Source organism: Idiomarina tyrosinivorans, assembly GCF_003987475.1.
GTDB classification, from domain to species: Bacteria; Pseudomonadota; Gammaproteobacteria; order Enterobacterales; family Alteromonadaceae; genus Idiomarina; species Idiomarina tyrosinivorans.
In genome coordinates, this window is record NZ_PIQH01000014.1 from 1 (window position 1) to 19472 (window position 19472).

The 19472-nt window shown below is 47.8% G+C and carries 26 protein-coding genes; 7 read left to right on the top strand and 19 right to left on the bottom strand.

Annotated elements, in window-relative coordinates; translation table 11 throughout:
- Positions 1–534 precede the first annotated feature (534 nt).
- A complete protein-coding gene (locus CWI84_RS11525; protein WP_126842744.1) occupies positions 535–1356 on the top strand; it encodes a hypothetical protein in 822 nt (273 codons plus the stop codon).
- A gap of 79 nt (positions 1357–1435) precedes the next feature.
- Here the strand turns inward: CWI84_RS11525 and rplQ are convergent, their stop codons facing one another.
- From rplQ to rplN, 17 genes are all read right to left on the bottom strand, one after another.
- Positions 1436–1831, bottom strand: a complete 396-nt coding sequence (gene rplQ / locus CWI84_RS11530; RefSeq protein ID WP_126842745.1) for a 50S ribosomal protein L17 — start codon at positions 1829–1831, stop codon at positions 1436–1438.
- A 39-nt stretch (positions 1832–1870) separates the two neighbouring features.
- Positions 1871–2860, bottom strand: coding sequence for a DNA-directed RNA polymerase subunit alpha (locus CWI84_RS11535; RefSeq protein WP_126842746.1), 990 nt, complete (start codon positions 2858–2860; stop codon positions 1871–1873).
- A 25-nt stretch (positions 2861–2885) separates the two neighbouring features.
- Positions 2886–3506, bottom strand: coding sequence for a 30S ribosomal protein S4 (rpsD, locus tag CWI84_RS11540; protein ID WP_126842747.1), 621 nt, complete (start codon positions 3504–3506; stop codon positions 2886–2888).
- A 28-nt stretch (positions 3507–3534) separates the two neighbouring features.
- Entirely contained in the window at positions 3535–3924 is a 390-nt protein-coding gene (rpsK, locus tag CWI84_RS11545; RefSeq protein WP_126842748.1) for a 30S ribosomal protein S11, read from the bottom strand.
- 14 nt (positions 3925–3938) lie between these two features.
- Positions 3939–4295, bottom strand: coding sequence for a 30S ribosomal protein S13 (gene rpsM, locus CWI84_RS11550; RefSeq protein ID WP_126842749.1), 357 nt, complete (start codon positions 4293–4295; stop codon positions 3939–3941).
- A 128-nt stretch (positions 4296–4423) separates the two neighbouring features.
- Positions 4424–4537, bottom strand: coding sequence for a 50S ribosomal protein L36 (gene rpmJ, locus CWI84_RS11555; protein ID WP_074668972.1), 114 nt, complete (start codon positions 4535–4537; stop codon positions 4424–4426).
- A gap of 24 nt (positions 4538–4561) precedes the next feature.
- A complete protein-coding gene (gene secY, locus CWI84_RS11560) occupies positions 4562–5890 on the bottom strand; it encodes a preprotein translocase subunit SecY (protein WP_126842750.1) in 1329 nt (442 codons plus the stop codon).
- Positions 5891–5895: 5 nt separating this feature from the next.
- Positions 5896–6330 (bottom strand): 50S ribosomal protein L15, encoded by a 435-nt coding sequence (gene rplO / locus CWI84_RS11565; protein WP_126842751.1) that lies wholly within the window; start codon positions 6328–6330, stop codon positions 5896–5898.
- A 3-nt stretch (positions 6331–6333) separates the two neighbouring features.
- Complete coding sequence (gene rpmD / locus CWI84_RS11570; RefSeq protein WP_126842752.1) at positions 6334–6516, bottom strand: 50S ribosomal protein L30; 183 nt, start codon at positions 6514–6516, stop codon at positions 6334–6336.
- A gap of 6 nt (positions 6517–6522) precedes the next feature.
- Positions 6523–7023 carry a 30S ribosomal protein S5 gene (rpsE, locus tag CWI84_RS11575; protein ID WP_126842753.1) on the bottom strand — a complete coding sequence of 167 codons (501 nt, stop codon included), beginning with the start codon at positions 7021–7023 and terminating at the stop codon, positions 6523–6525.
- 9 nt (positions 7024–7032) lie between these two features.
- Positions 7033–7386 carry a 50S ribosomal protein L18 gene (gene rplR, locus CWI84_RS11580; protein ID WP_126842754.1) on the bottom strand — a complete coding sequence of 118 codons (354 nt, stop codon included), beginning with the start codon at positions 7384–7386 and terminating at the stop codon, positions 7033–7035.
- Between the two features lie 9 nt (positions 7387–7395).
- On the bottom strand, positions 7396–7929 hold the full coding sequence (gene rplF, locus CWI84_RS11585) for a 50S ribosomal protein L6 (protein WP_126842755.1): 534 nt from the start codon (positions 7927–7929) through the stop codon (positions 7396–7398).
- Positions 7930–7943: 14 nt separating this feature from the next.
- Positions 7944–8336: a 30S ribosomal protein S8 gene (gene rpsH, locus CWI84_RS11590; protein ID WP_126842756.1), complete on the bottom strand. Its 393-nt coding sequence runs from the start codon at positions 8334–8336 to the stop codon at positions 7944–7946.
- Positions 8337–8362: 26 nt separating this feature from the next.
- The gene (gene rpsN, locus CWI84_RS11595; RefSeq protein ID WP_126842757.1) at positions 8363–8668 is read right to left on the bottom strand and encodes a 30S ribosomal protein S14; all 306 of its coding nucleotides are present in this window, start codon (positions 8666–8668) and stop codon (positions 8363–8365) included.
- 11 nt (positions 8669–8679) lie between these two features.
- Entirely contained in the window at positions 8680–9219 is a 540-nt protein-coding gene (gene rplE / locus CWI84_RS11600) for a 50S ribosomal protein L5 (RefSeq protein ID WP_126842758.1), read from the bottom strand.
- A 20-nt stretch (positions 9220–9239) separates the two neighbouring features.
- Positions 9240–9554 (bottom strand): 50S ribosomal protein L24, encoded by a 315-nt coding sequence (gene rplX, locus CWI84_RS11605; RefSeq protein WP_126842759.1) that lies wholly within the window; start codon positions 9552–9554, stop codon positions 9240–9242.
- Positions 9555–9564: 10 nt separating this feature from the next.
- Positions 9565–9933, bottom strand: a complete 369-nt coding sequence (gene rplN / locus CWI84_RS11610; RefSeq protein WP_006956444.1) for a 50S ribosomal protein L14 — start codon at positions 9931–9933, stop codon at positions 9565–9567.
- 514 nt (positions 9934–10447) lie between these two features.
- Between rplN and CWI84_RS11615 the strand changes: the two genes are divergently transcribed.
- From CWI84_RS11615 to CWI84_RS11640, 6 genes are read left to right on the top strand one after another with little or no spacing between them, the layout of a single operon-like run.
- Positions 10448–13237: a monovalent cation/H+ antiporter subunit A gene (locus tag CWI84_RS11615; RefSeq protein WP_126842760.1), complete on the top strand. Its 2790-nt coding sequence runs from the start codon at positions 10448–10450 to the stop codon at positions 13235–13237.
- The gene (locus CWI84_RS11620) at positions 13238–13585 is read left to right on the top strand and encodes a Na+/H+ antiporter subunit C (RefSeq protein ID WP_126842761.1); all 348 of its coding nucleotides are present in this window, start codon (positions 13238–13240) and stop codon (positions 13583–13585) included.
- Positions 13585–15114, top strand: a complete 1530-nt coding sequence (locus CWI84_RS11625; RefSeq protein WP_126842762.1) for a monovalent cation/H+ antiporter subunit D — start codon at positions 13585–13587, stop codon at positions 15112–15114. The genes CWI84_RS11620 and CWI84_RS11625 overlap by 1 nt, the downstream gene beginning before the upstream one ends.
- Positions 15104–15595 carry a Na+/H+ antiporter subunit E gene (locus tag CWI84_RS11630; RefSeq protein ID WP_198674522.1) on the top strand — a complete coding sequence of 164 codons (492 nt, stop codon included), beginning with the start codon at positions 15104–15106 and terminating at the stop codon, positions 15593–15595. Before CWI84_RS11625 ends, CWI84_RS11630 begins: the two co-directional genes overlap by 11 nt.
- Complete coding sequence (locus CWI84_RS11635; protein WP_126842763.1) at positions 15589–15858, top strand: K+/H+ antiporter subunit F; 270 nt, start codon at positions 15589–15591, stop codon at positions 15856–15858. Before CWI84_RS11630 ends, CWI84_RS11635 begins: the two co-directional genes overlap by 7 nt.
- A gap of 12 nt (positions 15859–15870) precedes the next feature.
- Positions 15871–16245 (top strand): Na+/H+ antiporter subunit G, encoded by a 375-nt coding sequence (locus CWI84_RS11640; RefSeq protein ID WP_241968793.1) that lies wholly within the window; start codon positions 15871–15873, stop codon positions 16243–16245.
- 38 nt (positions 16246–16283) lie between these two features.
- Here the strand turns inward: CWI84_RS11640 and CWI84_RS11645 are convergent, their stop codons facing one another.
- Both CWI84_RS11645 and CWI84_RS11650 read right to left on the bottom strand, forming a co-directional pair.
- On the bottom strand, positions 16284–17645 hold the full coding sequence (locus CWI84_RS11645; protein ID WP_126842764.1) for a carbohydrate porin: 1362 nt from the start codon (positions 17643–17645) through the stop codon (positions 16284–16286).
- On the bottom strand, positions 17638–19191 hold the full coding sequence (locus CWI84_RS11650; protein ID WP_126842765.1) for a BCCT family transporter: 1554 nt from the start codon (positions 19189–19191) through the stop codon (positions 17638–17640). Before CWI84_RS11650 ends, CWI84_RS11645 begins: the two co-directional genes overlap by 8 nt.
- Positions 19192–19472 lie beyond the last annotated feature (281 nt).

Consider the following 19472-nt stretch of genomic DNA (forward strand, 5'->3'; position numbering starts at 1 on the left):
TGCCGCCAGCGTTCAATCTGAGCCATGATCAAACTCTTCAATTTAAAAGCTTAATCAACTCAATGAATTACGTGTGCTTTGCTATTTCTAGCTCGAACACTTCATTCATTTGTCGTCTTAGTACAATATTCTTCTGCACAACAACAAACGATAAGTGCCCACACAGTTTGCTTGGCTTGATTATGTTGTTAAAGAACGTTGCTTCACTTCGTGAAGCAGGGAGGCGTATTCTACACGTCCCATACGGTGCGTCAAGTGCTTTTTTACGCTTTCCTTCACCGCCCTGATGAAGCATTTTTCTCCTCATCAGCGGCGGCGAATTATAAGGATCTTATGTGCCTTCGCAAGATCTTTTTTAGAAAAAATGGATCAACCGCTTAAAACTCCACCAAAACCACATTTTTATAACAATATTGAACTTTTAACCGTCAATAAATGACTAATAATTATACTAATTACCGTTAAACACTGTTACTCTCGATCAGGTTGAGCGAATTTTTTGATCACACATTATTACTTGGAGCGTTCTCGATAATGCTAAAAGCTACCCGAAAGATGGCGATGTTTTTTACCATCACAGCGATGACGTCTGTTTACTCAGTACATGCCATCGCGACTAGTGCTACAATTATCTCGCCTCCACAACAATATAATCAAAAGCTTGCCCACACATATAGCAACATGCTGGAAGGTCACTTAGCACAGAATTTTTCTATTTATCGTTCGGTCAGGATCTTACTCAGCAACTACCCGGAACACGTTAATGAGATCGTCGCCGCAGCCATCAAAAAGCAACCGCAAGCGACCCCAGGAATCGTAAATGCTGCAATGCGCACTGAACCTGCATTAACCGAAGATACCTTGAATGTGGCATTAGCATTACAGCCACAGCAGTTTAAACGTATTATTAAAACCGCACTGGCTACCGAGCCAGCCTACGCCGATCAGATCGTTTTAACGGCTAGCCGTTTTCGGCCACAATCCACCAGTGAAATTCTTCGAGTGGCGTTAAAAACTGAACCCAGTATGTCCGATGCTATTGTCCGCAGCGCCGCAAGCTCACAACCAGAAAAATTATGGGACTTTGTGATCTCAGCAGTGAAGCAAGTACCGTCTGCGGCAGAACAGATATTTACCGGGATTACCGCTTGGTTTACCGGCGACAATATGGACCCCACCATAAAAGCCGAACAGTTAAAAAAACCGCAATGGCGCGAAGTAATCGTTTCAGCTATCAATGCTGGGGTAAAGAAGGAAGATGTCAGCGAACTGGCGCGAAAAGTAAAACTGTCTGATGAGGAGTTGGCGGAACTCTATCGTCAGCAACAACGCAAAAAGCAACCCAACCAAAGCTAGTTGTGCTCTGATTTTCTGCAAAACCCTAAACACAAAAAAGCCGAGGCATTTGCCTCGGCTTTTTCACTTTCTTAATCGCTTACTCTTCTGCTGCTTCTACAGCTTCAGCTTCTTCGATTGCACGATCGACTAACTCAACGTAAGCCATTGGTGCGTTATCACCTGCACGGAAGCCACACTTCAAAATACGAGTGTAACCACCAGCACGTTCTTGATAACGCGGACCTAGTTCGTTAAACAGCTTACCAACAACTTCTTTGTCACGAGTACGTGCAAAAGCCAAGCGGCGGTTTGCAACGCTATCTTGTTTAGCCATAGTAATTAACGGCTCGATAACGCGACGAAGTTCTTTAGCTTTTGGCAACGTCGTCTTAATGACTTCGTGACGCACCAAAGAGCTTGCCATGTTGCGGAACATCGCTTGACGATGACTGCTGTTACGATTGAGTTGACGACCACTCTTACGATGGCGCATACCTATACCCTTCTCAGTAAATCTCTAGCTAAGGTAATCTTAGTCTTTATCAATCAGGCTAGCCGGTGGCCAGTTCTCTAGGCGCATGCCCAAAGATAAACCACGTGAGGCTAACACGTCTTTGATTTCAGTCAGCGACTTCTTACCGAGGTTCGGAGTTTTTAACAACTCTACTTCGGTACGCTGAACAAGATCACCAATGTACTGAATTGCTTCTGCTTTCAAACAGTTTGCAGAGCGGACAGTAAGCTCAAGGTCATCAACCGGACGAAGTAGAATCGGATCAAACTCCGGTTTCTCTTCTTTTTCTTCCGGCTCGCTGATGTCACGTAATTCAACGAATGCATCTAGCTGTTCAGCTAAAATTGTCGCAGCCCGGCGAATTGCTTCTTCCGGATCTAACGTACCATTCGTTTCCATTTCGATGATCAGCTTATCTAAGTCAGTACGCTGTTCAACACGTGCCGAGTCAACATTGTAAGAAATGCGCTCAACAGGGCTGAATGACGCGTCGACCAATAAACGACCGATTGGACGCTCTTCATCATCCGCAGATTGACGAGCCGTCGCAGGTACATATCCACGACCCATTTCTACTTTGATCCGCATTGACAGCTCGCTGTCGCCGGTCAAGTGGCAGATAACGTGATCTGGATTAATAATTTCCACATCGCCGTCATGGGTGATATCGCCTGCCTTAACAGGGCCCGATCCGGATTTTTTCAAGGTCAGTATCGCTTCGTCTTTGCCTTCAAGGCTTACTGCGAGGCCTTTAAGGTTCAACAAAATTTCAATGACATCTTCCTGCACACCCTCTTTGGTGCTGTATTCATGCAATACGCCATCGATTTCAACTTCAGTCACTGCACAACCTGGCATTGACGAAAGTAAAATCCGACGCAAAGCGTTGCCCAGCGTATGACCAAAGCCGCGCTCCAGAGGCTCCAGAGTCACCTTGGCATGGGTCGGGCTAATTTGCTCGATGTCTACTAACCTCGGCTTTAGGAATTCGGTAACAGAACCCTGCATTGTGTCCTCTCTTTATGCTTAAGCTTTACTTCGAGTAAAGCTCTACGATCAACTGTTCGTTAATTTCGGCAGACAAGTCGCTACGTTCTGGAAGACGTTTGAACTGACCTTCCATTTTGCTGTTGTCCACTTCTAACCAAACTGGTTTCTCGCGTTGGTCTGCGAGTTCCAGTGCAGCTGCAATACGTGCCTGCTTTTTCGCTTTTTCGCGAACAGCAACGACATCTTCAGGACGAACCTTGAACGATGGAATGTTGACTACCTGACCGTTAACAACCACTGCCTTGTGGCTGACCAACTGCCGAGCTTCTGCACGCGTAGACGCGAAGCCCATGCGATACACAACATTATCAAGACGTTGCTCGAGCAGTTGCAACAGGTTTTCACCGGTATTGCCTTTCAGCCGTGCAGCTTCTTTGTAGTAATTACGGAATTGCTTTTCTAGGACGCCGTACATACGACGAACTTTTTGCTTCTCGCGCAATTGCACACCGTAGTCAGACAGACGAGCGCGACGAGCGCCGTGCTGACCAGGAGCGGTTTCGATTTTACATTTCGAATCGATTGCGCGAACGCCGCTTTTCAGGAACAAATCTGTTCCTTCGCGACGGCTCAGCTTGAGCTTAGGACCCAAATATCTTGCCATGATCTTTCTCCAACTATCGATTCACGCCTTAAACGCGACGTTTCTTAGGCGGACGACAACCGTTGTGAGGAATAGGAGTCACATCAGTAATATTAGTGATGCGATAACCTACCGCGTTCAACGCACGAATTGATGATTCGCGGCCTGGACCTGGTCCTTTTACGAACACTTCAAGGTTTTTCAAACCATATTCCTTCGCCATTTCACCTGCTCGTTCAGCAGCTACCTGTGCAGCAAACGGTGTAGATTTACGTGAACCACGGAAACCTGAGCCACCCGCTGTCGCCCACGCTAATGCGTTACCTTGGCGATCGGTAATAGTGATGATGGTGTTGTTGAAAGACGCATGTACGTGAGCCATGCCATCCGATACTTGCTTTTTAACGCGTTTACGAGAACGAGTCGGTGCTTTAGCCATATCTCAGTCCCCCCTTACTTCTTAATAGGTTTACGCGGACCTTTACGAGTACGCGCATTTGTTTTAGTGCGCTGCCCACGTAAAGGCAAGCTACGACGGTGACGAAGGCCACGGAAACATCCAAGGTCCATCAGTCGTTTGATATTCATTGAAATTTCACGACGCAAGTCACCCTCAACAGCGAACTGTGAGACTGCTTCACGAAGTGAATCGATTTTCTCTTCTGACAATGAACCGATCTTGGTATCTTCGGCGATACCCGTCTGCGCAAGAATCTGCTTAGAACGAGTCTTACCGATACCGTAGATTGCAGTCAAAGCGATGACTGCGTGCTTATTGTCAGGAACGTTAATGCCAGCGATACGGGCCACTAACACGTCTCCTATATTTGTAGGCTCAGTTGAAAAGCCCGTTAGGATACTCAACTGAATGCCAGATTGCAAACACATCAAAGGCCGCGGTCAGTCAAAACTGATGACCGCGGGCTCTGTTCTTCGAATCAACCTTGCCGTTGCTTATGTTTTGCATCACTGCAAATCACACGTACCACGCCATTGCGCTTGATGATTTTGCAGTTACGGCAGATCTTCTTCACGGAAGCACGAACTTTCATTGCTACTCTCCGTTATCTCCAACCTTACCGGCCGTAGCCTTTCAGGTTAGCTTTTTTCAGGACAGACTCATACTGATGAGACATCAGGTGGGTCTGAACCTGCGCCATAAAGTCCATGATTACGACAACGATAATCAATAATGATGTGCCGCCAAAGTAGAACTGAACGTTCCACATCAACATCATGAACTCCGGAACCAGACATACTAAGGTAATGTACAGCGCGCCAGCAAGCGTCAATCGGGTCATTACCTTATCGATGTAACGCGACGTTTGTTCACCTGGACGAATACCTGGAACGAATGCACCAGACTTCTTCAGGTTATCTGCGGTTTCACGCGGGTTGAAAACCAACGCCGTGTAGAAAAAGCAGAAGAAAATAATCGCCGCGGCATAAAGCATTACGTAAAGAGGCTGACCTGGAGAGAGCGCCGTAGACACTTCCTGCAGGATATCAGCAACAATACCGTCGCCTGAACCAAACCAAGTGGCAATGGTTCCTGGGAACAAAATAATGCTCGATGCGAAAATCGGTGGAATAACACCCGCCATGTTTAGTTTCAATGGCAAGTGCGTACTCTGCGCTGCATAAACCTTACGGCCTTGCTGACGCTTAGCGTAGTTTACCACAATCCGACGTTGACCACGTTCTACGAACACAACGAAGTAGGTAACCGCAACTACAACTAATCCGATTAACAACAACAATAAGAGGTTTAAATCCCCTTGACGTGCTTGCTCAATAGTCTGCCCAATAGCAGATGGCAAGCCTGCAACAATACCCACAAAGATTAGGATAGAGATACCATTGCCGATACCGCGTTCGGTAATTTGTTCACCTAGCCACATCAAGAACATTGTTCCTGTAACTAAGCTCACCACCGCAGTGAAGTAGAACCCAAAACCCGGGTCAATAACCAGACCTGGCATTAAGTTCGGTAACCCTGTGGCAATACCAACCGACTGGAACGTCGCAAGAATCAAGGTACCCCAACGAGTGTAAGTACTGATTTTACGACGTCCGGCCTCGCCCTCTTTCTTCAATTCCGCTAAACGTGGATGAACCACAGTAGCTAACTGCATGATAATAGAGGCCGAAATGTACGGCATAATTCCCAGCGCAAAGACTGAAGCCCGTTCAAGAGCACCACCGCTGAACATGTTAAACATGGCAACGATGGTATCTTTTTGTTGCTGGAATAATTGAGCCAATACTGCGGCATCGATACCAGGAATAGGCACAAAGGAGCCCGCTCGGAAGACGATAATCGCTCCTAATACAAACAACAGGCGACGCTTGAGTTCCGACAAGCCACCTTGCGCTCGATTTGATTCCAATCCTGGTTTAGCCATTTGCTCTATCCTTCGATTTTGCCGCCAGCAGCTTCAATAGCTTCGCGGGCGCCTTTGGTGACTTTCAACCCTTTAACAGTCACTTTACGAGTGATTTCACCCGATTTAATGACTTTAGCAGCGGTCATGCTCTTACCGACCAATCCTGCTGCTTTAAGCGTTGCTAATTCAACCACGTCGCCGTCAACTTTAGCGATTTCTGCCAAGTTAACTTCTGCCGTTACTGCTGCTTTACGTGAAGTAAAGCCAAATTTCGGCAAACGACGTTGAATTGGCATTTGGCCGCCTTCGAAACCTGGCTTCACAGAACCACCAGAGCGAGACTTCTGCCCTTTGTGACCACGTGCACCAGTTTTACCCAGGCCTGAACCAATACCACGTCCAAGACGCTTTTTGCTGCTTTTTGCACCTGGTGCAGGCGAAAGTGAATTCAAATTCATGTCTTAACCCTCCACCTTTACCATGTAATTTACTTGGTTAACCATACCGCGGACGGCTGGAGTATCTTCCAACTCAACCGTGTGACCAATACGGCGGAGACCCAAGCCACGAAGTGTAGCTTTATGTTTCGGCAAACGGCCGATAGAGCTACGCGTTTGTGTTACTTTGATTGTCTTTTTCGCCATTGTTCACTACCCCAGTATTTCTTCAACGCGCAATCCACGCTTAGCCGCTACTTGCTCAGGCGACTTCATGTCGTTCAACGCTTTGATAGTAGCGCGAACAACGTTGATTGGGTTGGTTGAACCATATGCTTTAGATAGCACGTTGTGTACACCGGCAACTTCCAATACTGCACGCATCGCACCACCGGCGATGATACCAGTACCTTCAGAGGCTGGTTGCATAAACACTTGTGAACCTGAGTGACGGCCCTTAACAGGGTGCTGCAAGGTATCACCTTTCAGCTGCACAGTGACCATGTTACGGCGTGCTTTTTCCATCGCTTTTTGAATAGCGGCTGGTACTTCACGAGCTTTACCATAACCAAAGCCAACTTTGCCTTTACCATCACCAACCACGGTAAGTGCTGTGAAGCTAAAGATACGACCACCTTTAACAACTTTCGCAACACGATTAACCGTGATCAATTTTTCAATCAGTTCACCGTTTTGAGCTTCTACATTTGCCATGTTCGTCTCCTAGAACTGAAGTCCAGCTTCACGGGCTGCGTCTGCTAATGCAGCAACGCGACCGTGGTATTTAAAACCACTGCGATCGAAAGAGACTTTGTTAACGCCTTTTTCAATCGCGCGCTCAGCGATGGCTTTACCAACAACTTTAGCGGCGTCTACGTTACCAGCTGATTTCAACTGGTCACGGATTGACTTCTCTAAGGTTGATGCAGAGGCCAAAACTTCAGAACCATTTGGTGCGATGAGTTGTGCGTAAATATGCCGTGGCGTACGGTGAACGACCAGGCGATTTGCACCCAACGCTTGTATCTGTTTACGTGCGCGAGTAGCACGACGTAAGCGAGCTGCTTTCTTGTCCATCGTATTACCCTACTTTTTCTTGGCTTCTTTACGGCGCACTTGCTCATCGGCGTAACGTACACCTTTACCTTTATAAGGTTCAGGCTTACGGAATGCACGAATATTGGCAGCAACTTGGCCAACCAATTGCTTGTCTGCGCCTTTCACGACAACTTCGGTCTGAGTCGGAGTTTCAACAGTAATTCCTTCAGGAATTTCAAACTCCACCGGATGAGAGAAGCCCAGAGTTAAGTTGAGTTTTTTACCTTGTGCTTGCGCACGGTAACCGACACCCACTAACTGCAGCTTACGCTCAAAACCTTTGCTGACTCCAACCACCATGTTTTGCAACAATGCTCGAGCAGTACCAGCTTGCGCGGTAGCGTTTGCAACGCCTTCACGAGCATTGGTACGCAACACGTTGTCTTCTTGTACGATTTCAACGGCATCGTTTACCACACGACTCAATGAGCCTTGGGCACCTTTAATAGTGATTTCCTGACCACTCAGCGCAACTTCAACGCCAGCAGGAATCTCAATAGGTGCTTTAGCAACACGTGACATTTCCTACCTCCTCGTTACGCTACGTAGCCGATGATTTCGCCGCCAAGTCCCGCTTTGCGAGCGGCGCGATCAGTCATCAGACCTTTCGATGTAGAGACAACCGCGACACCCAAACCACCCATAACGGTTGGCAATTCGTTGCGTTTCTTATAGATACGCAGACCAGGGCGACTTACGCGCTCAATCGATTCAATAACAGGCTTGCCTTCGAAATACTTCAATACGATTTCAAGCTCTGGTTTAGCACCGCTCTCAGCACTGTAGTCTTCGATGAAACCTTCTTCTTTTAGCACTTGTGCAATCGCAACTTTTTGCTTAGAAGCAGGCATTTTCACCGCAACTTTAGTAGCACCTTGAGCGTTGCGAATGCGTGTGAACATATCCGCAATTGGATCTTGCATGCTCATATTTGCTTTCTCCCGTGATTCGTGGCTTACCAGCTAGCTTTTTTCAAGCCAGGAATTTCACCGCGCATCGCCATCTCACGGACCTTGATACGGCTCATGCCGAACTTACGAAGGAAACCATGAGGACGACCAGTAATACGGCAACGATTACGTTGACGCGTAGGACTGGAATCACGTGGGAGGCTCTGCAATTTCAGAACGGCTTCCCAACGCTCTTCGTCTGATGCATTAGGGTCACTAATGACCGCTTTCAGTGCGTTGCGTTTTTCCGCGTATTTTGCTGCCAGCTTTTCACGCTTGACATCACGCGCTTTCATTGACTCTTTTGCCATAACTCTACACCTTACTTTCTGAATGGGAAGTTAAAGGCAGCTAGCAAAGCACGAGCTTCGTCATCAGTGCCAGCATTGGTGGTAATGGTGATATCCAGACCACGTACCTTGTCGACTTTATCAAAGTCGATTTCTGGGAAGATGATCTGCTCACGAACACCCATGCTGTAGTTGCCGCGGCCATCGAACGATTTCGGGTTCAAGCCACGGAAGTCACGGATACGTGGGATTGCAATCGAGATTAAACGTTGCAAGAAGTCCCACATACGCTCGCCGCGCAGAGTTACTTTACAGCCAATCGGGAAGCCTTCACGGATTTTGAAACCTGCGACCGATTTACGTGCAACAGTACGGATAGGTTTTTGACCTGAAATTGCTTCCAAGTCTGCTACCGCATTGTCCAACACTTTTTTGTCGGTCAGAGCTTCACCAACACCCATGTTAAGGGTGATTTTTTCAATCCGAGGGACTTGCATGATGCTGTTGTAGCTGAACTCTTTCATGAGCCCAGGAACTACTGATTCTTTGTAAAAATCATGCAGTTTCGCCATCGTAAAACTCCAATTAATAGTTAAATGATTGCGTTGTTTGACTTGAAGAAACGGACTTTCTTACCATCTTCTTCACGAAAACCAACACGATCTGCCTTGCCAGTCTCTGGGTTAAAAATCGCTACGTTTGATACGTGGATGGGTGCTTCTTTCTCAACAATACCACCAGCAACACCTAAAGCCGGATTTGGCTTCTCGTGTTTCTTGATGATATTTACACCTTCCACAATCACGCGATCTTTAGCTGTAAGAACTTGAAGCACTTTACCGCGCTTACCTTTGTCCTTACCTGCCAGGACGACCACTTCGTCATCACGTTTAATTTTTGCCGCCATGATTGACTCCTTATAGTACTTCTGGTGCCAGTGAGATAATCTTCATAAACTGCTCTGAACGCAGCTCACGAGTTACCGGCCCGAAAATACGAGTGCCAATTGGCTGTTGGTTGTTGTTCAACAACACAGCCGCGTTGCGGTCAAAACGGATGACCGACCCGTCTTGCCGACGGACGCCTTTTCTGGTGCGTACGACCACCGCATTTACAACATCGCCTTTTTTCACCTTACCGCGCGGAATTGCTTCCTTAACAGTAACTTTGATGATATCGCCAATGTTTGCATAACGGCGGTGCGAACCACCTAGAACCTTAATACATTGTACGCTGCGCGCGCCGGAGTTATCGGCTACGTCCAGGGTAGTTTGCATTTGGATCATTTCAGTGCCCCGCTAGTTTAAAAAAAACAGACCCTCTCGGGTCGTGCTGCCTTTATAGATTTCCCCTTATAAAAAGGGCGGCGAATTGTAACAGATAAAATTCGTTGGTGGTAGGGGTGCGTTGAATTTATTTGTAAGACATGCAGGAAGGAGGAGTTCCTTGGGCTATCGGTTGCGCAGACCTGCGCCAACAGCCATTGCTATAGTACCTAAATCTTAAGCAAAAATAAATGCTTCCTTTACATTCAATGTTGGCATTCCACGGTGGCGATGATAAATTCGAGCTAAGGGGTTAACAAAGGACACTGGATGAATACGGTCAAACAGCAAAGCAGCCGCATAGCATTCGACAGCCGACAGCAACATAACTCGGTGTCTAAGCCTATGGTGTTTGCACATACCGTATATTGCCCCTACTGGCCCGATCCTCCTTATTCCTTGTCGTTGTTACGCTGAGTGACCACTCACTCGCCGGGAATATAAATACGTCACTAATAACAGATTTAGGAATACTATGAGCTTGCTGTGGATTGTTTTTCTGCCATTGTTAGGCGCTTGCATACCTTTGTTACTCGCTCGCACGCCACGCTGGATCAAAACCGTTACGACTGCTGCAATACCCATTGTCGGTTTAGCCATTATGGGCGGCTATGTTGGGCAAACAATCAGCGGTGTTATCCCACAGCAAAGCATTGCTTGGTTGTCTCATATCGGTCTTAATCTCGCGTTTCGGCTTGATGGTCTGTCGCTGCTATTTGTTAGCTTAATTCTAGGCATTGGCGTGCTGATTATTGCCTATGCCCATTATTACCTCAGCGAGCAAGACAACGATAGTCGCTTTTACGCCTGCTTATTGCTGTTCATGGCCTCCATGCTCGGAATTGTGATGGCCGATAACTTGTTATTACTCTGGGTGTTCTGGGAGCTAACCAGCGTCTCCTCGTTTTTACTCATTGGCTATTGGTTCCATTCCAGTGACGCTCGCCGTGGAGCGCGCATGGCGCTCGCAACAACAGGTTGTGGCGGCCTCGCATTGTTGGCGGGCATTCTATTACTCGGCCATATTGCCGGTGGCTATGATCTCGACACCGTGTTTGCGGCAGCGGCCAACATTCAGCAACATCCGTGGTATCTCGGCGCACTTATTTTGGTGTTGTTAGGTGCGTTCACCAAGTCGGCACAATTTCCTTTTCAGTTCTGGTTGCCGCATGCGATGGCAGCGCCGACACCCGTTAGTGCGTACTTACATTCAGCCACCATGGTTAAAGCAGGCATCTTCCTGTTAGCCCGACTACATCCTGTCCTTGCCGGCACGGAATGGTGGTTTTACTTAGTCACCTTTACTGGCTTGGCAACGCTATTGGTTGGTGCCTACTTCGCTATCCTCAAACACGACATTAAGGGCCTCCTCGCTTTTTCCACCATCAGTCATTTAGGACTGATTTGTATGATGCTCGGTATCGGTACCGAAGCGGCGGTTATCGCTGCCCTATTCCATGTCATTAACCATGCCTGTTTTAAAGCCGCACTGTTTATGACCGCCGGTATTATTGACCATGAAAGCGGAACCCGAGACATGCGCAAGCTCAACGGGCTTCTGCGTTACATGCCGCTGACCGCTACCTTAGCGATGATTTTAGCGGCTTCGATGGCAGGCATTCCGCCCCTCAACGGCTTTTTGTCAAAAGAGATGTTTCTTGCCGAATCGCTGCAACAACATTTATTCGGCGGCTTATCGTGGCTGATACCCGTGCTTGCAACCGTAGGCGCCATGCTCTCAGTGGCTTATTCGATTCGCTACGTACATGATTTGTTCTTTAATGGTGAGCCAAAAGAGCTGCCAAAAACCCCACATGATCCGCCTAAAGGAATGTTGGTCCCGGTGGCGCTATTAGTGGTGCTATGTATTGCGATTGGTTTAGCGCCAATGTGGTTTGCAGAGGACATTCTTACCGCGGCGGTTAGCGCCGTGCATGGACCATTGACGGCACTCGAAATCGGCCTCTGGCATGGTTGGAACTGGCCATTGTTAATGAGTGCTATCGCCGTCGTCGGCGGCGCTGTCATCTATTTGGCCCGGGACCAGTTGTTTAGCTTTAATCGTCAGTTCGAGCACCGCGACGCTAAACACATTTTCGAATCTACCGTGCAACGCTTAAGTGACGGGGCTACCGCGGTATTCGACCGCATCGATACTGGTTCACTACAACGCTATATGGCAATTTTGCTAACGACCGTTATCATTTTACTGCTGGTGCCGCTGATTGATCTGACCCAACTGTTTGGCGGGCGTAAACAACTACCGATTGATGTCGTTTCAATGGTCGGCGCGCTGCTAATTATCTTCTCCGCGTTAGGGGTCGCAATTTTACACCGGCAACGATTGCTTGCTTTGTTGATGCTGTCGGTCACAGGGCTCATGGTATCACTGGCCTTTGCCCATTTATCTGCACCGGATTTGGCAATGACCCAGTTAGTGGTAGAGGTGGTCAGTATCATCTTAATGATTCTGGCGCTATTCTTTATGCCCCAGCGCACACCGCGCGCTTCGAGTGGTCACCGAGTTGTTCGCGATATCATTCTTTCCAGCCTCATCGGCGGACTCGTGGCATCGTTAAACTACGCCCTGCTAACGCGTTCGTTCGATAGTATTTCCGACTATTTCGTCAGTAACGCGAAAATGCTCGGTGGTGGTAACAACATTGTTAACGTCATCCTAGTCGACTTCCGTGGCTTTGATACCTTGGGTGAGATCACGGTGTTGGCTATTGCCGCCGCGGGTATTCATAAATTATTGAATAAACTGAAACCTTTTATGCCATCAAGCGATGTCGATGGCCGCCCTTGGCACCATATTCGCCACCCATTGCTGGTAACAACGGTAGCCAAGCTGTTGTTACCCCTGGCACTGATGGTTGCGGTGTACATTCTGTTGCGTGGCCATAATATGCCCGGCGGTGGCTTTATCGCCGGGCTTATAACCGCATCGGCAATGATTCTGCAATATATGGCTAATGGCGTTGATTGGGTGAAAGACCGCTTTAACGTGAATTACCAATCGTTGATGTCTTTCGGGGTAATGATTTCGCTATTCACAGGGTTGGGTAGCTGGTACTTCGAGCGGCCATTCCTGACGTCTTGGTTTACTCACATACATTGGCCAGTGGTGGGAGAGTTTGAATTTGCCACGGCCATGCTCTTCGACCTTGGCGTTTACTTAACCGTCATTGGCGCCACTATGATGATTTTAACCAACTTCGGGAAAATGACGACACGTCACCGCCCAACGCAGGAGGGTAACTAAATGGAAACGCTATACGCGATTACCGTAGGCATACTGACCGCCTGCAGCATTTTTCTCATTTTACGCGGTCGTTCCTTCCCCATTGTTGTCGGAATCACCATGTTATCGTATGCAGTAAACTTGTTTTTATTTTCTACCGGACGCTTACAAATCGACGGGGCACCCATTTTAGGTATGGTTGAAAACCCAACTGACCCGTTGCCTCAGGCACTGGTGTTAACAGCCATTGTTATCGGTTTTGCGATGACTGCCTATGCCATTATCTTGGCCGTTCGCGCTCGAGGTGAAATTGGCTCAGACGAAGTGAACGATCTAGACACGCATGAACAGTCAGAGGGTCATCGTTAATGATTAGTCAGCATTTAGCGATTCTTCCGATATTAATTCCGCTATTTACGGCATTGTTGCAGCTACTACCCTGGGGGGATCGCCCACAACCCATACGTCGCGCGTTAGGATTAGCCGCAACATTATTGAATATTGTAGTTGTGCTGTCTTTACTGCAACAGGTCAGCACTAAAAGTATCATTGTTTATGCGCTTGGAGATTGGCAAGCGCCGTTTGGCATTGTCTTAATGGTTGACCAACTGAATGCACTAATGGTCACCATTACCGCATTGTTAGCGTTTCCTGTATTGCTCTACGGCTGTTATGCCGAGGATAATTTAGGCTCGCACTTTCAAGCACTATTCCAATTCCAATTAATGGGTATTTTTGGTGCATTTCTAACGGGTGACCTATTTAACTTATTCGTTTTCTTTGAAGTATTGTTGATATCGTCCTACGCCCTGCTAATGCACGGCGGAGGGAAATGGCGTATTAGGGCATGTTTGCACTATGTGTTATTAAACCTGACTGGCTCTGCACTGTTTCTGATCAGCTTAGGGGTAATTTATGGTGCAACCGGCACCTTAAATATGGCCGATTTATCCCAGCAAATGTCCACCTTGCAAGGTGACCGGGCGGCATTAGCTTACGCCGGAGGAATGTTACTGCTGGTGGTATTCGGCCTTAAATCAGCCATCTTGCCGTTACATTTCTGGCTCCCCCAAGCGTATTCTACTACCAGTGGAGTGGCCGCTGCCTTGTTTGCGATTATGACCAAAGTGGGTATTTACGCTATTATCCGCGTTTTTACTCTAATTTATGGTGCGGAAGCAGGATCGCTAAGCGGTATCGGTCACGATTGGATTTGGCCACTCGGAATGTTGACCCTCGCTGCGGGGGCGCTGGGGGTGCTAGCGGCACGGGATCTGCGCTTGCTGATTGCGTATTTGGTGGTCATTTCTGTTGGCACCATGCTCGCGAGCTTTAGTTTTGCAACGGTCGAAACCACCAGTGCGACGCTGTTTTATATGGTGCACTCAACCTTCATCACCGGAGCGCTATTTTTACTCGCCGACATCGTCGCTTTTGAGCGCGGTAAAACCGCCTCACGCATTGTCTCAGGGCGTCGTTTAGCGCATCACGGCTTATTATCGGTAGCGTTTTTATTGGCGGCAATTACCATCATTGGTATTCCGCCGCTGTCTGGTTTTGTGGCTAAGTTATTTATTCTCGCCGCCCCACAAATGGACACCCAAGGATTCTGGTTATGGGCGTTTATTTTACCTACAACGTTAACGATCTTAGTCACTGTTAGCCGCGCTGGTTCAAAAATGTTTTGGCACACGTTAGCCGGCAAACCTGGCGATCAGCGAACTCCTCGCGGCAAGTTGGTGGCGATGTTCATGCTGTTAGCTGTCAGTATTGCGATGACCTTATTCGCGCAGCCAATCAAAGACTATACCGACGCTACCGCAAAACAACTTTCAGACATCGCGCACTACCGTCAGGCGGTATTAAGGCCTGAATTAGGAGGCAACCATGTTGACTAAAATTATTCCTGCGCCTTGGCTAAGTTTACTTCTGTTTGCGGTGTGGTTGCTGCTACAAAACTCGCTTGCCAATGGCATTCTGGTGTTAGGCGCTATTCTGGCTATTGCTATTCCATTACTGACACGCAAAGCGTGGCCTGATCATGTGCGGCTCAAGCGTCCCGATTTAGCCCTTATTTATTTTATGCGTTTGCTCGTCGACATTGTTCAAGCGAACTTTGCCATCGCAGCATTAATTTTAGGACGCAATAGGAACCTGAAGCCGGCGTTAGTAGAGTTTCCTCTGGACATTCAAGCCGATCTGCCAGTCACCATATTAGCCAGTACCATTAGTCTAACCCCAGGAACAATCTCTGCCTCGGTTAGCGATGGTCGCAAATCATTATTGATTCACGCGCTTAATGTCGATGACCCCCAAGCGATGATACACGACATTAAAAAACGCTATGAAAGCCGCTTGAAGGAGATCTTCGAATGTTAGTTTTTGCGGTTCAAATCGCTTTTTTACTGTTCAGCTTATCGCTGTTAATGAATTTTTGGCGTCTACTAAAAGGGCCAGACCTCGCCGACCGAATATTGGCGCTAGACACCATCTACATTAATTCGCTGGCGTTACTATTGCTGTTAGGGATTTGGCAAAACAGCCAAACCTACTTTGAAGCGGCGCTAATGATCGCAATGCTAGGGTTTATTGGGACGGTAGCCGCTGCCAAATTCTTGTTACGCGGCGATATTATTGAATAGGAGAAAGACACCATGATGGAAGCGCTTCATAATATGCCGCAATGGGCACAGTGGACTGTGTCTTTTTTCCTGATATTGGGTGCGGTATTTGCTTTTATTGGCTCTTTAGGACTGGCAATTTTGCCAGATTTTTTAACCCGCCTACACGCACCGACGAAGAACACAACAATGGGCGTTGGCGGAGTCGTTATTGCCTCTATCTTTTTCACCATAGGGCAAGGTGTATGGCATTTTCACGAATTGCTGATAGCAGCATTCCTGTTCTTAACTGCCCCTATTAGCGCTCATTTATTAGCAAAGGCAGCTCTGCACCTTGACCTCAAGCGTATTAGTAGCACCAAAGATTTACGCTCACTCAGCCAAACCCAACAAAAAACCGACAATTAAGTCGGTTTTTTGTGGTTGGCTACTTCTTTACCAACGGCTTAGAAATAGTAACCAAAGTTGATGTTAAAGCGCGTGTTCACTTCACCACCATCTTGTGCCATTGAGCCACCAATGAACGGATGATTTTTCGCTTTAACCAAGTCGACATAGGTGTAGACCCCACCACCAGCGGCCACCGCGACACCAGTAATATTCATCCAAGTATCGTCATGGTAACCCTCACGATCGGTCGTCAAACTGTAATCGTTGTAGAACGTAAGGCTGGTAATTGGGCCAATATCCACGGGTAAGGTGTAAGCCACATTTCCGGTGTACAGCTTGGCCGATGCCGGAATACCATCGTAAAACGCATAAGCACCGACTGAGATTCCACGGTTTTCGATATCCATGTCGTACTCATAATCGCTGTACTGCAACATCACTTCCCATGGGCCATTATTATAAACACCATGGACAGCGTAGGCTTTGCGGTTACCGACGTTTTCTGACGGGCTATATAAGTTACCCCATTGGCTCGACACACCCAGCTCAAGCTGTTCGGAGTCACCCCAGTGCCACTTATGCGCACCGCGGACGGCCCAGCTATTGCTTTCACCTATCGCAACACCCGGTTTATCATAAACCCCTTGGCCTGGCAGAAGAATACCGACAGGGTCGTAGGAATAACGCGCCGTGCGGTCAGACACGAAGCCATCGACACCGCCTTGCTCATCTGACTTATAAAAGCCGACATCAAAATCCCATTGGTCAGAACGGTACTTCAACCGCACACCGTTATCATGCTCGTCTTCCAAGCCCACATAAAACGTCGAGTCGAAGAAGTAACTGTGGGAGTTATACGGCATGTTACCAAAAGGCACTTTAACAACGCCTACTTGGCCTTGTAGCTCAGGCGTAAAATTGTAGCCAAACCATGCGTGTTGGACTGCCTCCATATATTGAAACCAGCGGTACTGAGCAGACAGGATTACGCCGCCAATCTCACCATCAAAATCTAACCGGAAGATATCAAAGTCGAAGTCCCCAGTACGATTCTGTTGCGCCGTATTGTAGTTCTCATAGACGTATTGGAAACGCACTGCACCACCGATGCGAATCGGCCAGTTTTGCGCGTCATCAACACGACTTTCTAACTTATCCAGCCGCGCTTGTACGCCAGTATCGGGTTGCCGACGACGCTCTCGTTGACGTTGCTGTGAACGGTCTGCGACCAACTGTCGTTGCTCATCAGCTTGCTGTTGCTTCTCCTGCTCAAGCTTTTGCTCCAACTTGGCGATTTGTTGCTTTAGTGCAGCAATTTCTTCTTTCACCTGGGCAAGATCATTACCGTCTTGGGCAAAAGAGGCCGCAGGCAATGCTGCGGCAACGGCTAAAGAAAGAGGTAAAAGTCGTTTATACATGAGGCGACTCCTTGTCGACACGCGGATAAATGTGCTTAGTCTCATAATCCTGATTAAGCGCTTTATACAAACATACTGCCATTAACATCAGGACAATGGTAAAGGGTAAACCGGTGGTAATTGCCGCCGTTTGTAACGCTGTTAAGCCGCCCCCTAAAAGCAGCACTGCGGCAACAACCCCTTCGGTTACCGCCCAAAATATCCGTTGCTTGGTGGGTGGATTGAAGTTGCCTCCAGAACTCAGCATATCTATAACCAAGGAGCCTGAGTCTGAAGATGTGACAAAGAATATCACCACCAGAATCATCGCAATAAAGCTACTTATCGCTGACCAAGGTAAGCCCTCAAGCATAGCAAATAAGCTCATGGCGTAATCGTTATTCACCGCCTGCACAATGGCGCCATCGCCGAACAGTGCAGAATAAATAGCATTACCACCAAACCCACTCATCCATAGAAAGGTCATAAGTGATGGAACCAACAATACGCCAAGGATGAACTCTTTGATGGTACGACCTTTGGAGATACGGGCAATAAACACCCCAACAAATGGCGACCAACCGATCCACCACGCCCAGTAGAACACCGTCCAATTGCCCTGCCAGTCAATATCTTGACGATAGGCCTCGGACCAACTGGAGAGCTGTAATAAGTTCTGTAGGTAGTGCCCGGTATTCTGCACAAAGCTTTTGAAAATGAACAAGCTTGGTCCCGCAACAATAACAAACAGTAACAGCAGCGCTGCAAGCAGCAAGTTAGCTTGGCTTAGCAGCTTAATACCTTTATCCAGACCACTGACAACAGAGGTTGTCGCGATAGCGGTGATAATCGCGATTAACACCACCTTCATGGTCAAGCTTTTCGGTACCCCAAATAAGTGATTGAGGCCGGCATTAACTTGGTCTACTCCAAGTCCAAGAGAGGTTGCCACACCGAACAACGTTGCCACTACCGCAAGCGTATCGACCACGTTACCCCAAAAGCCGTGAATACGCTCACCCAGGATGGGATAAAACGCTGAACGAATTGACAGTGGTAAGCCACGATTAAAGGTAAAGTAGGCGAGCGTAAGACCTATCACGGCGTAAATGCCCCAAGCGTGCAGCCCCCAATGCAAGAACGTAATATCCATTGCTTTTGAAGCGGCTTCTATGGTCTCAGGTTTACCGATAGGCGGTGCAGTGAAGTGGAAGATAGGCTCGGCTACTGCCCAAAACATCAAGCCAATTCCCATACCTGCGCTGAATAGCATCGACAGCCAACTCATGTAAGAGTATGACGGTTTCGCATCTTGTCCACCGATTCGTACAAAACGAAAGCGGCTCAAAGCCATATAAATGGCAAACAGTAGGAATAATTGTACAGCAAGAATTAAAAACCAACCGAAATTGGCGGTCATGCCGTCTTTCAATGATGTGAACAGTGTTGAGGCGGTTTCAAGGTTGAACAAGGTGCCAACAACAAATAGAAAGATTAGTAGAACTGAGCTTAAGAAAACCCACGGATGCACTTCTAGGTGCTTATTAATGAAGGATTTTACACTCACGTTTAATCTCCTGCATAGACGAATGTCAGTCGATTACCCGGAGGCCTTTGGGTACAAAACAATCCCTGACGACCCAAGATAGGTAAAAGTACGAATCGGGGAGTTATTACGACTCCTCCCCCTTTTTAGATCAAAAAAAAAGCCCCCGCAACGGGCAATGCTGTTCACTTAAGCGGAGCAGCATTGCGATTCACCGGATAGCGGGTTTTGGATAGTTTAACCGACCTTGGTCTTGATGGCCTCGGTCGGTTTTCTTTGAATAACATACCTAGGCTTCCTCT

What these genes read in the sequence shown, in the direction of transcription:
- CWI84_RS11525 (WP_126842744.1), top strand. Translation starts at nt 535, where the DNA reads ATGCTAAAAGCTACCCGAAAGATGGCGATGTTTTTTACCATCACAGCG.
- rplQ (WP_126842745.1), bottom strand. Translation starts at nt 1,831, where the DNA reads ATGCGCCATCGTAAGAGTGGTCGTCAACTCAATCGTAACAGCAGTCAT.
- CWI84_RS11535 (WP_126842746.1), bottom strand. Translation starts at nt 2,860, where the DNA reads ATGCAGGGTTCTGTTACCGAATTCCTAAAGCCGAGGTTAGTAGACATC.
- rpsD (WP_126842747.1), bottom strand. Translation starts at nt 3,506, where the DNA reads ATGGCAAGATATTTGGGTCCTAAGCTCAAGCTGAGCCGTCGCGAAGGA.
- rpsK (WP_126842748.1), bottom strand. Translation starts at nt 3,924, where the DNA reads ATGGCTAAAGCACCGACTCGTTCTCGTAAACGCGTTAAAAAGCAAGTA.
- rpmJ (WP_074668972.1), bottom strand. Translation starts at nt 4,537, where the DNA reads ATGAAAGTTCGTGCTTCCGTGAAGAAGATCTGCCGTAACTGCAAAATC.
- secY (WP_126842750.1), bottom strand. Translation starts at nt 5,890, where the DNA reads ATGGCTAAACCAGGATTGGAATCAAATCGAGCGCAAGGTGGCTTGTCG.
- rplO (WP_126842751.1), bottom strand. Translation starts at nt 6,330, where the DNA reads ATGAATTTGAATTCACTTTCGCCTGCACCAGGTGCAAAAAGCAGCAAA.
- rpmD (WP_126842752.1), bottom strand. Translation starts at nt 6,516, where the DNA reads ATGGCGAAAAAGACAATCAAAGTAACACAAACGCGTAGCTCTATCGGC.
- rpsE (WP_126842753.1), bottom strand. Translation starts at nt 7,023, where the DNA reads ATGGCAAATGTAGAAGCTCAAAACGGTGAACTGATTGAAAAATTGATC.
- rplR (WP_126842754.1), bottom strand. Translation starts at nt 7,386, where the DNA reads ATGGACAAGAAAGCAGCTCGCTTACGTCGTGCTACTCGCGCACGTAAA.
- rplF (WP_126842755.1), bottom strand. Translation starts at nt 7,929, where the DNA reads ATGTCACGTGTTGCTAAAGCACCTATTGAGATTCCTGCTGGCGTTGAA.
- rpsH (WP_126842756.1), bottom strand. Translation starts at nt 8,336, where the DNA reads ATGAGCATGCAAGATCCAATTGCGGATATGTTCACACGCATTCGCAAC.
- rpsN (WP_126842757.1), bottom strand. Translation starts at nt 8,668, where the DNA reads ATGGCAAAAGAGTCAATGAAAGCGCGTGATGTCAAGCGTGAAAAGCTG.
- rplE (WP_126842758.1), bottom strand. Translation starts at nt 9,219, where the DNA reads ATGGCGAAACTGCATGATTTTTACAAAGAATCAGTAGTTCCTGGGCTC.
- rplX (WP_126842759.1), bottom strand. Translation starts at nt 9,554, where the DNA reads ATGGCGGCAAAAATTAAACGTGATGACGAAGTGGTCGTCCTGGCAGGT.
- rplN (WP_006956444.1), bottom strand. Translation starts at nt 9,933, where the DNA reads ATGATCCAAATGCAAACTACCCTGGACGTAGCCGATAACTCCGGCGCG.
- CWI84_RS11615 (WP_126842760.1), top strand. Translation starts at nt 10,448, where the DNA reads ATGAGCTTGCTGTGGATTGTTTTTCTGCCATTGTTAGGCGCTTGCATA.
- CWI84_RS11620 (WP_126842761.1), top strand. Translation starts at nt 13,238, where the DNA reads ATGGAAACGCTATACGCGATTACCGTAGGCATACTGACCGCCTGCAGC.
- CWI84_RS11625 (WP_126842762.1), top strand. Translation starts at nt 13,585, where the DNA reads ATGATTAGTCAGCATTTAGCGATTCTTCCGATATTAATTCCGCTATTT.
- CWI84_RS11630 (WP_198674522.1), top strand. Translation starts at nt 15,104, where the DNA reads ATGTTGACTAAAATTATTCCTGCGCCTTGGCTAAGTTTACTTCTGTTT.
- CWI84_RS11635 (WP_126842763.1), top strand. Translation starts at nt 15,589, where the DNA reads ATGTTAGTTTTTGCGGTTCAAATCGCTTTTTTACTGTTCAGCTTATCG.
- CWI84_RS11640 (WP_241968793.1), top strand. Translation starts at nt 15,871, where the DNA reads ATGATGGAAGCGCTTCATAATATGCCGCAATGGGCACAGTGGACTGTG.
- CWI84_RS11645 (WP_126842764.1), bottom strand. Translation starts at nt 17,645, where the DNA reads ATGTATAAACGACTTTTACCTCTTTCTTTAGCCGTTGCCGCAGCATTG.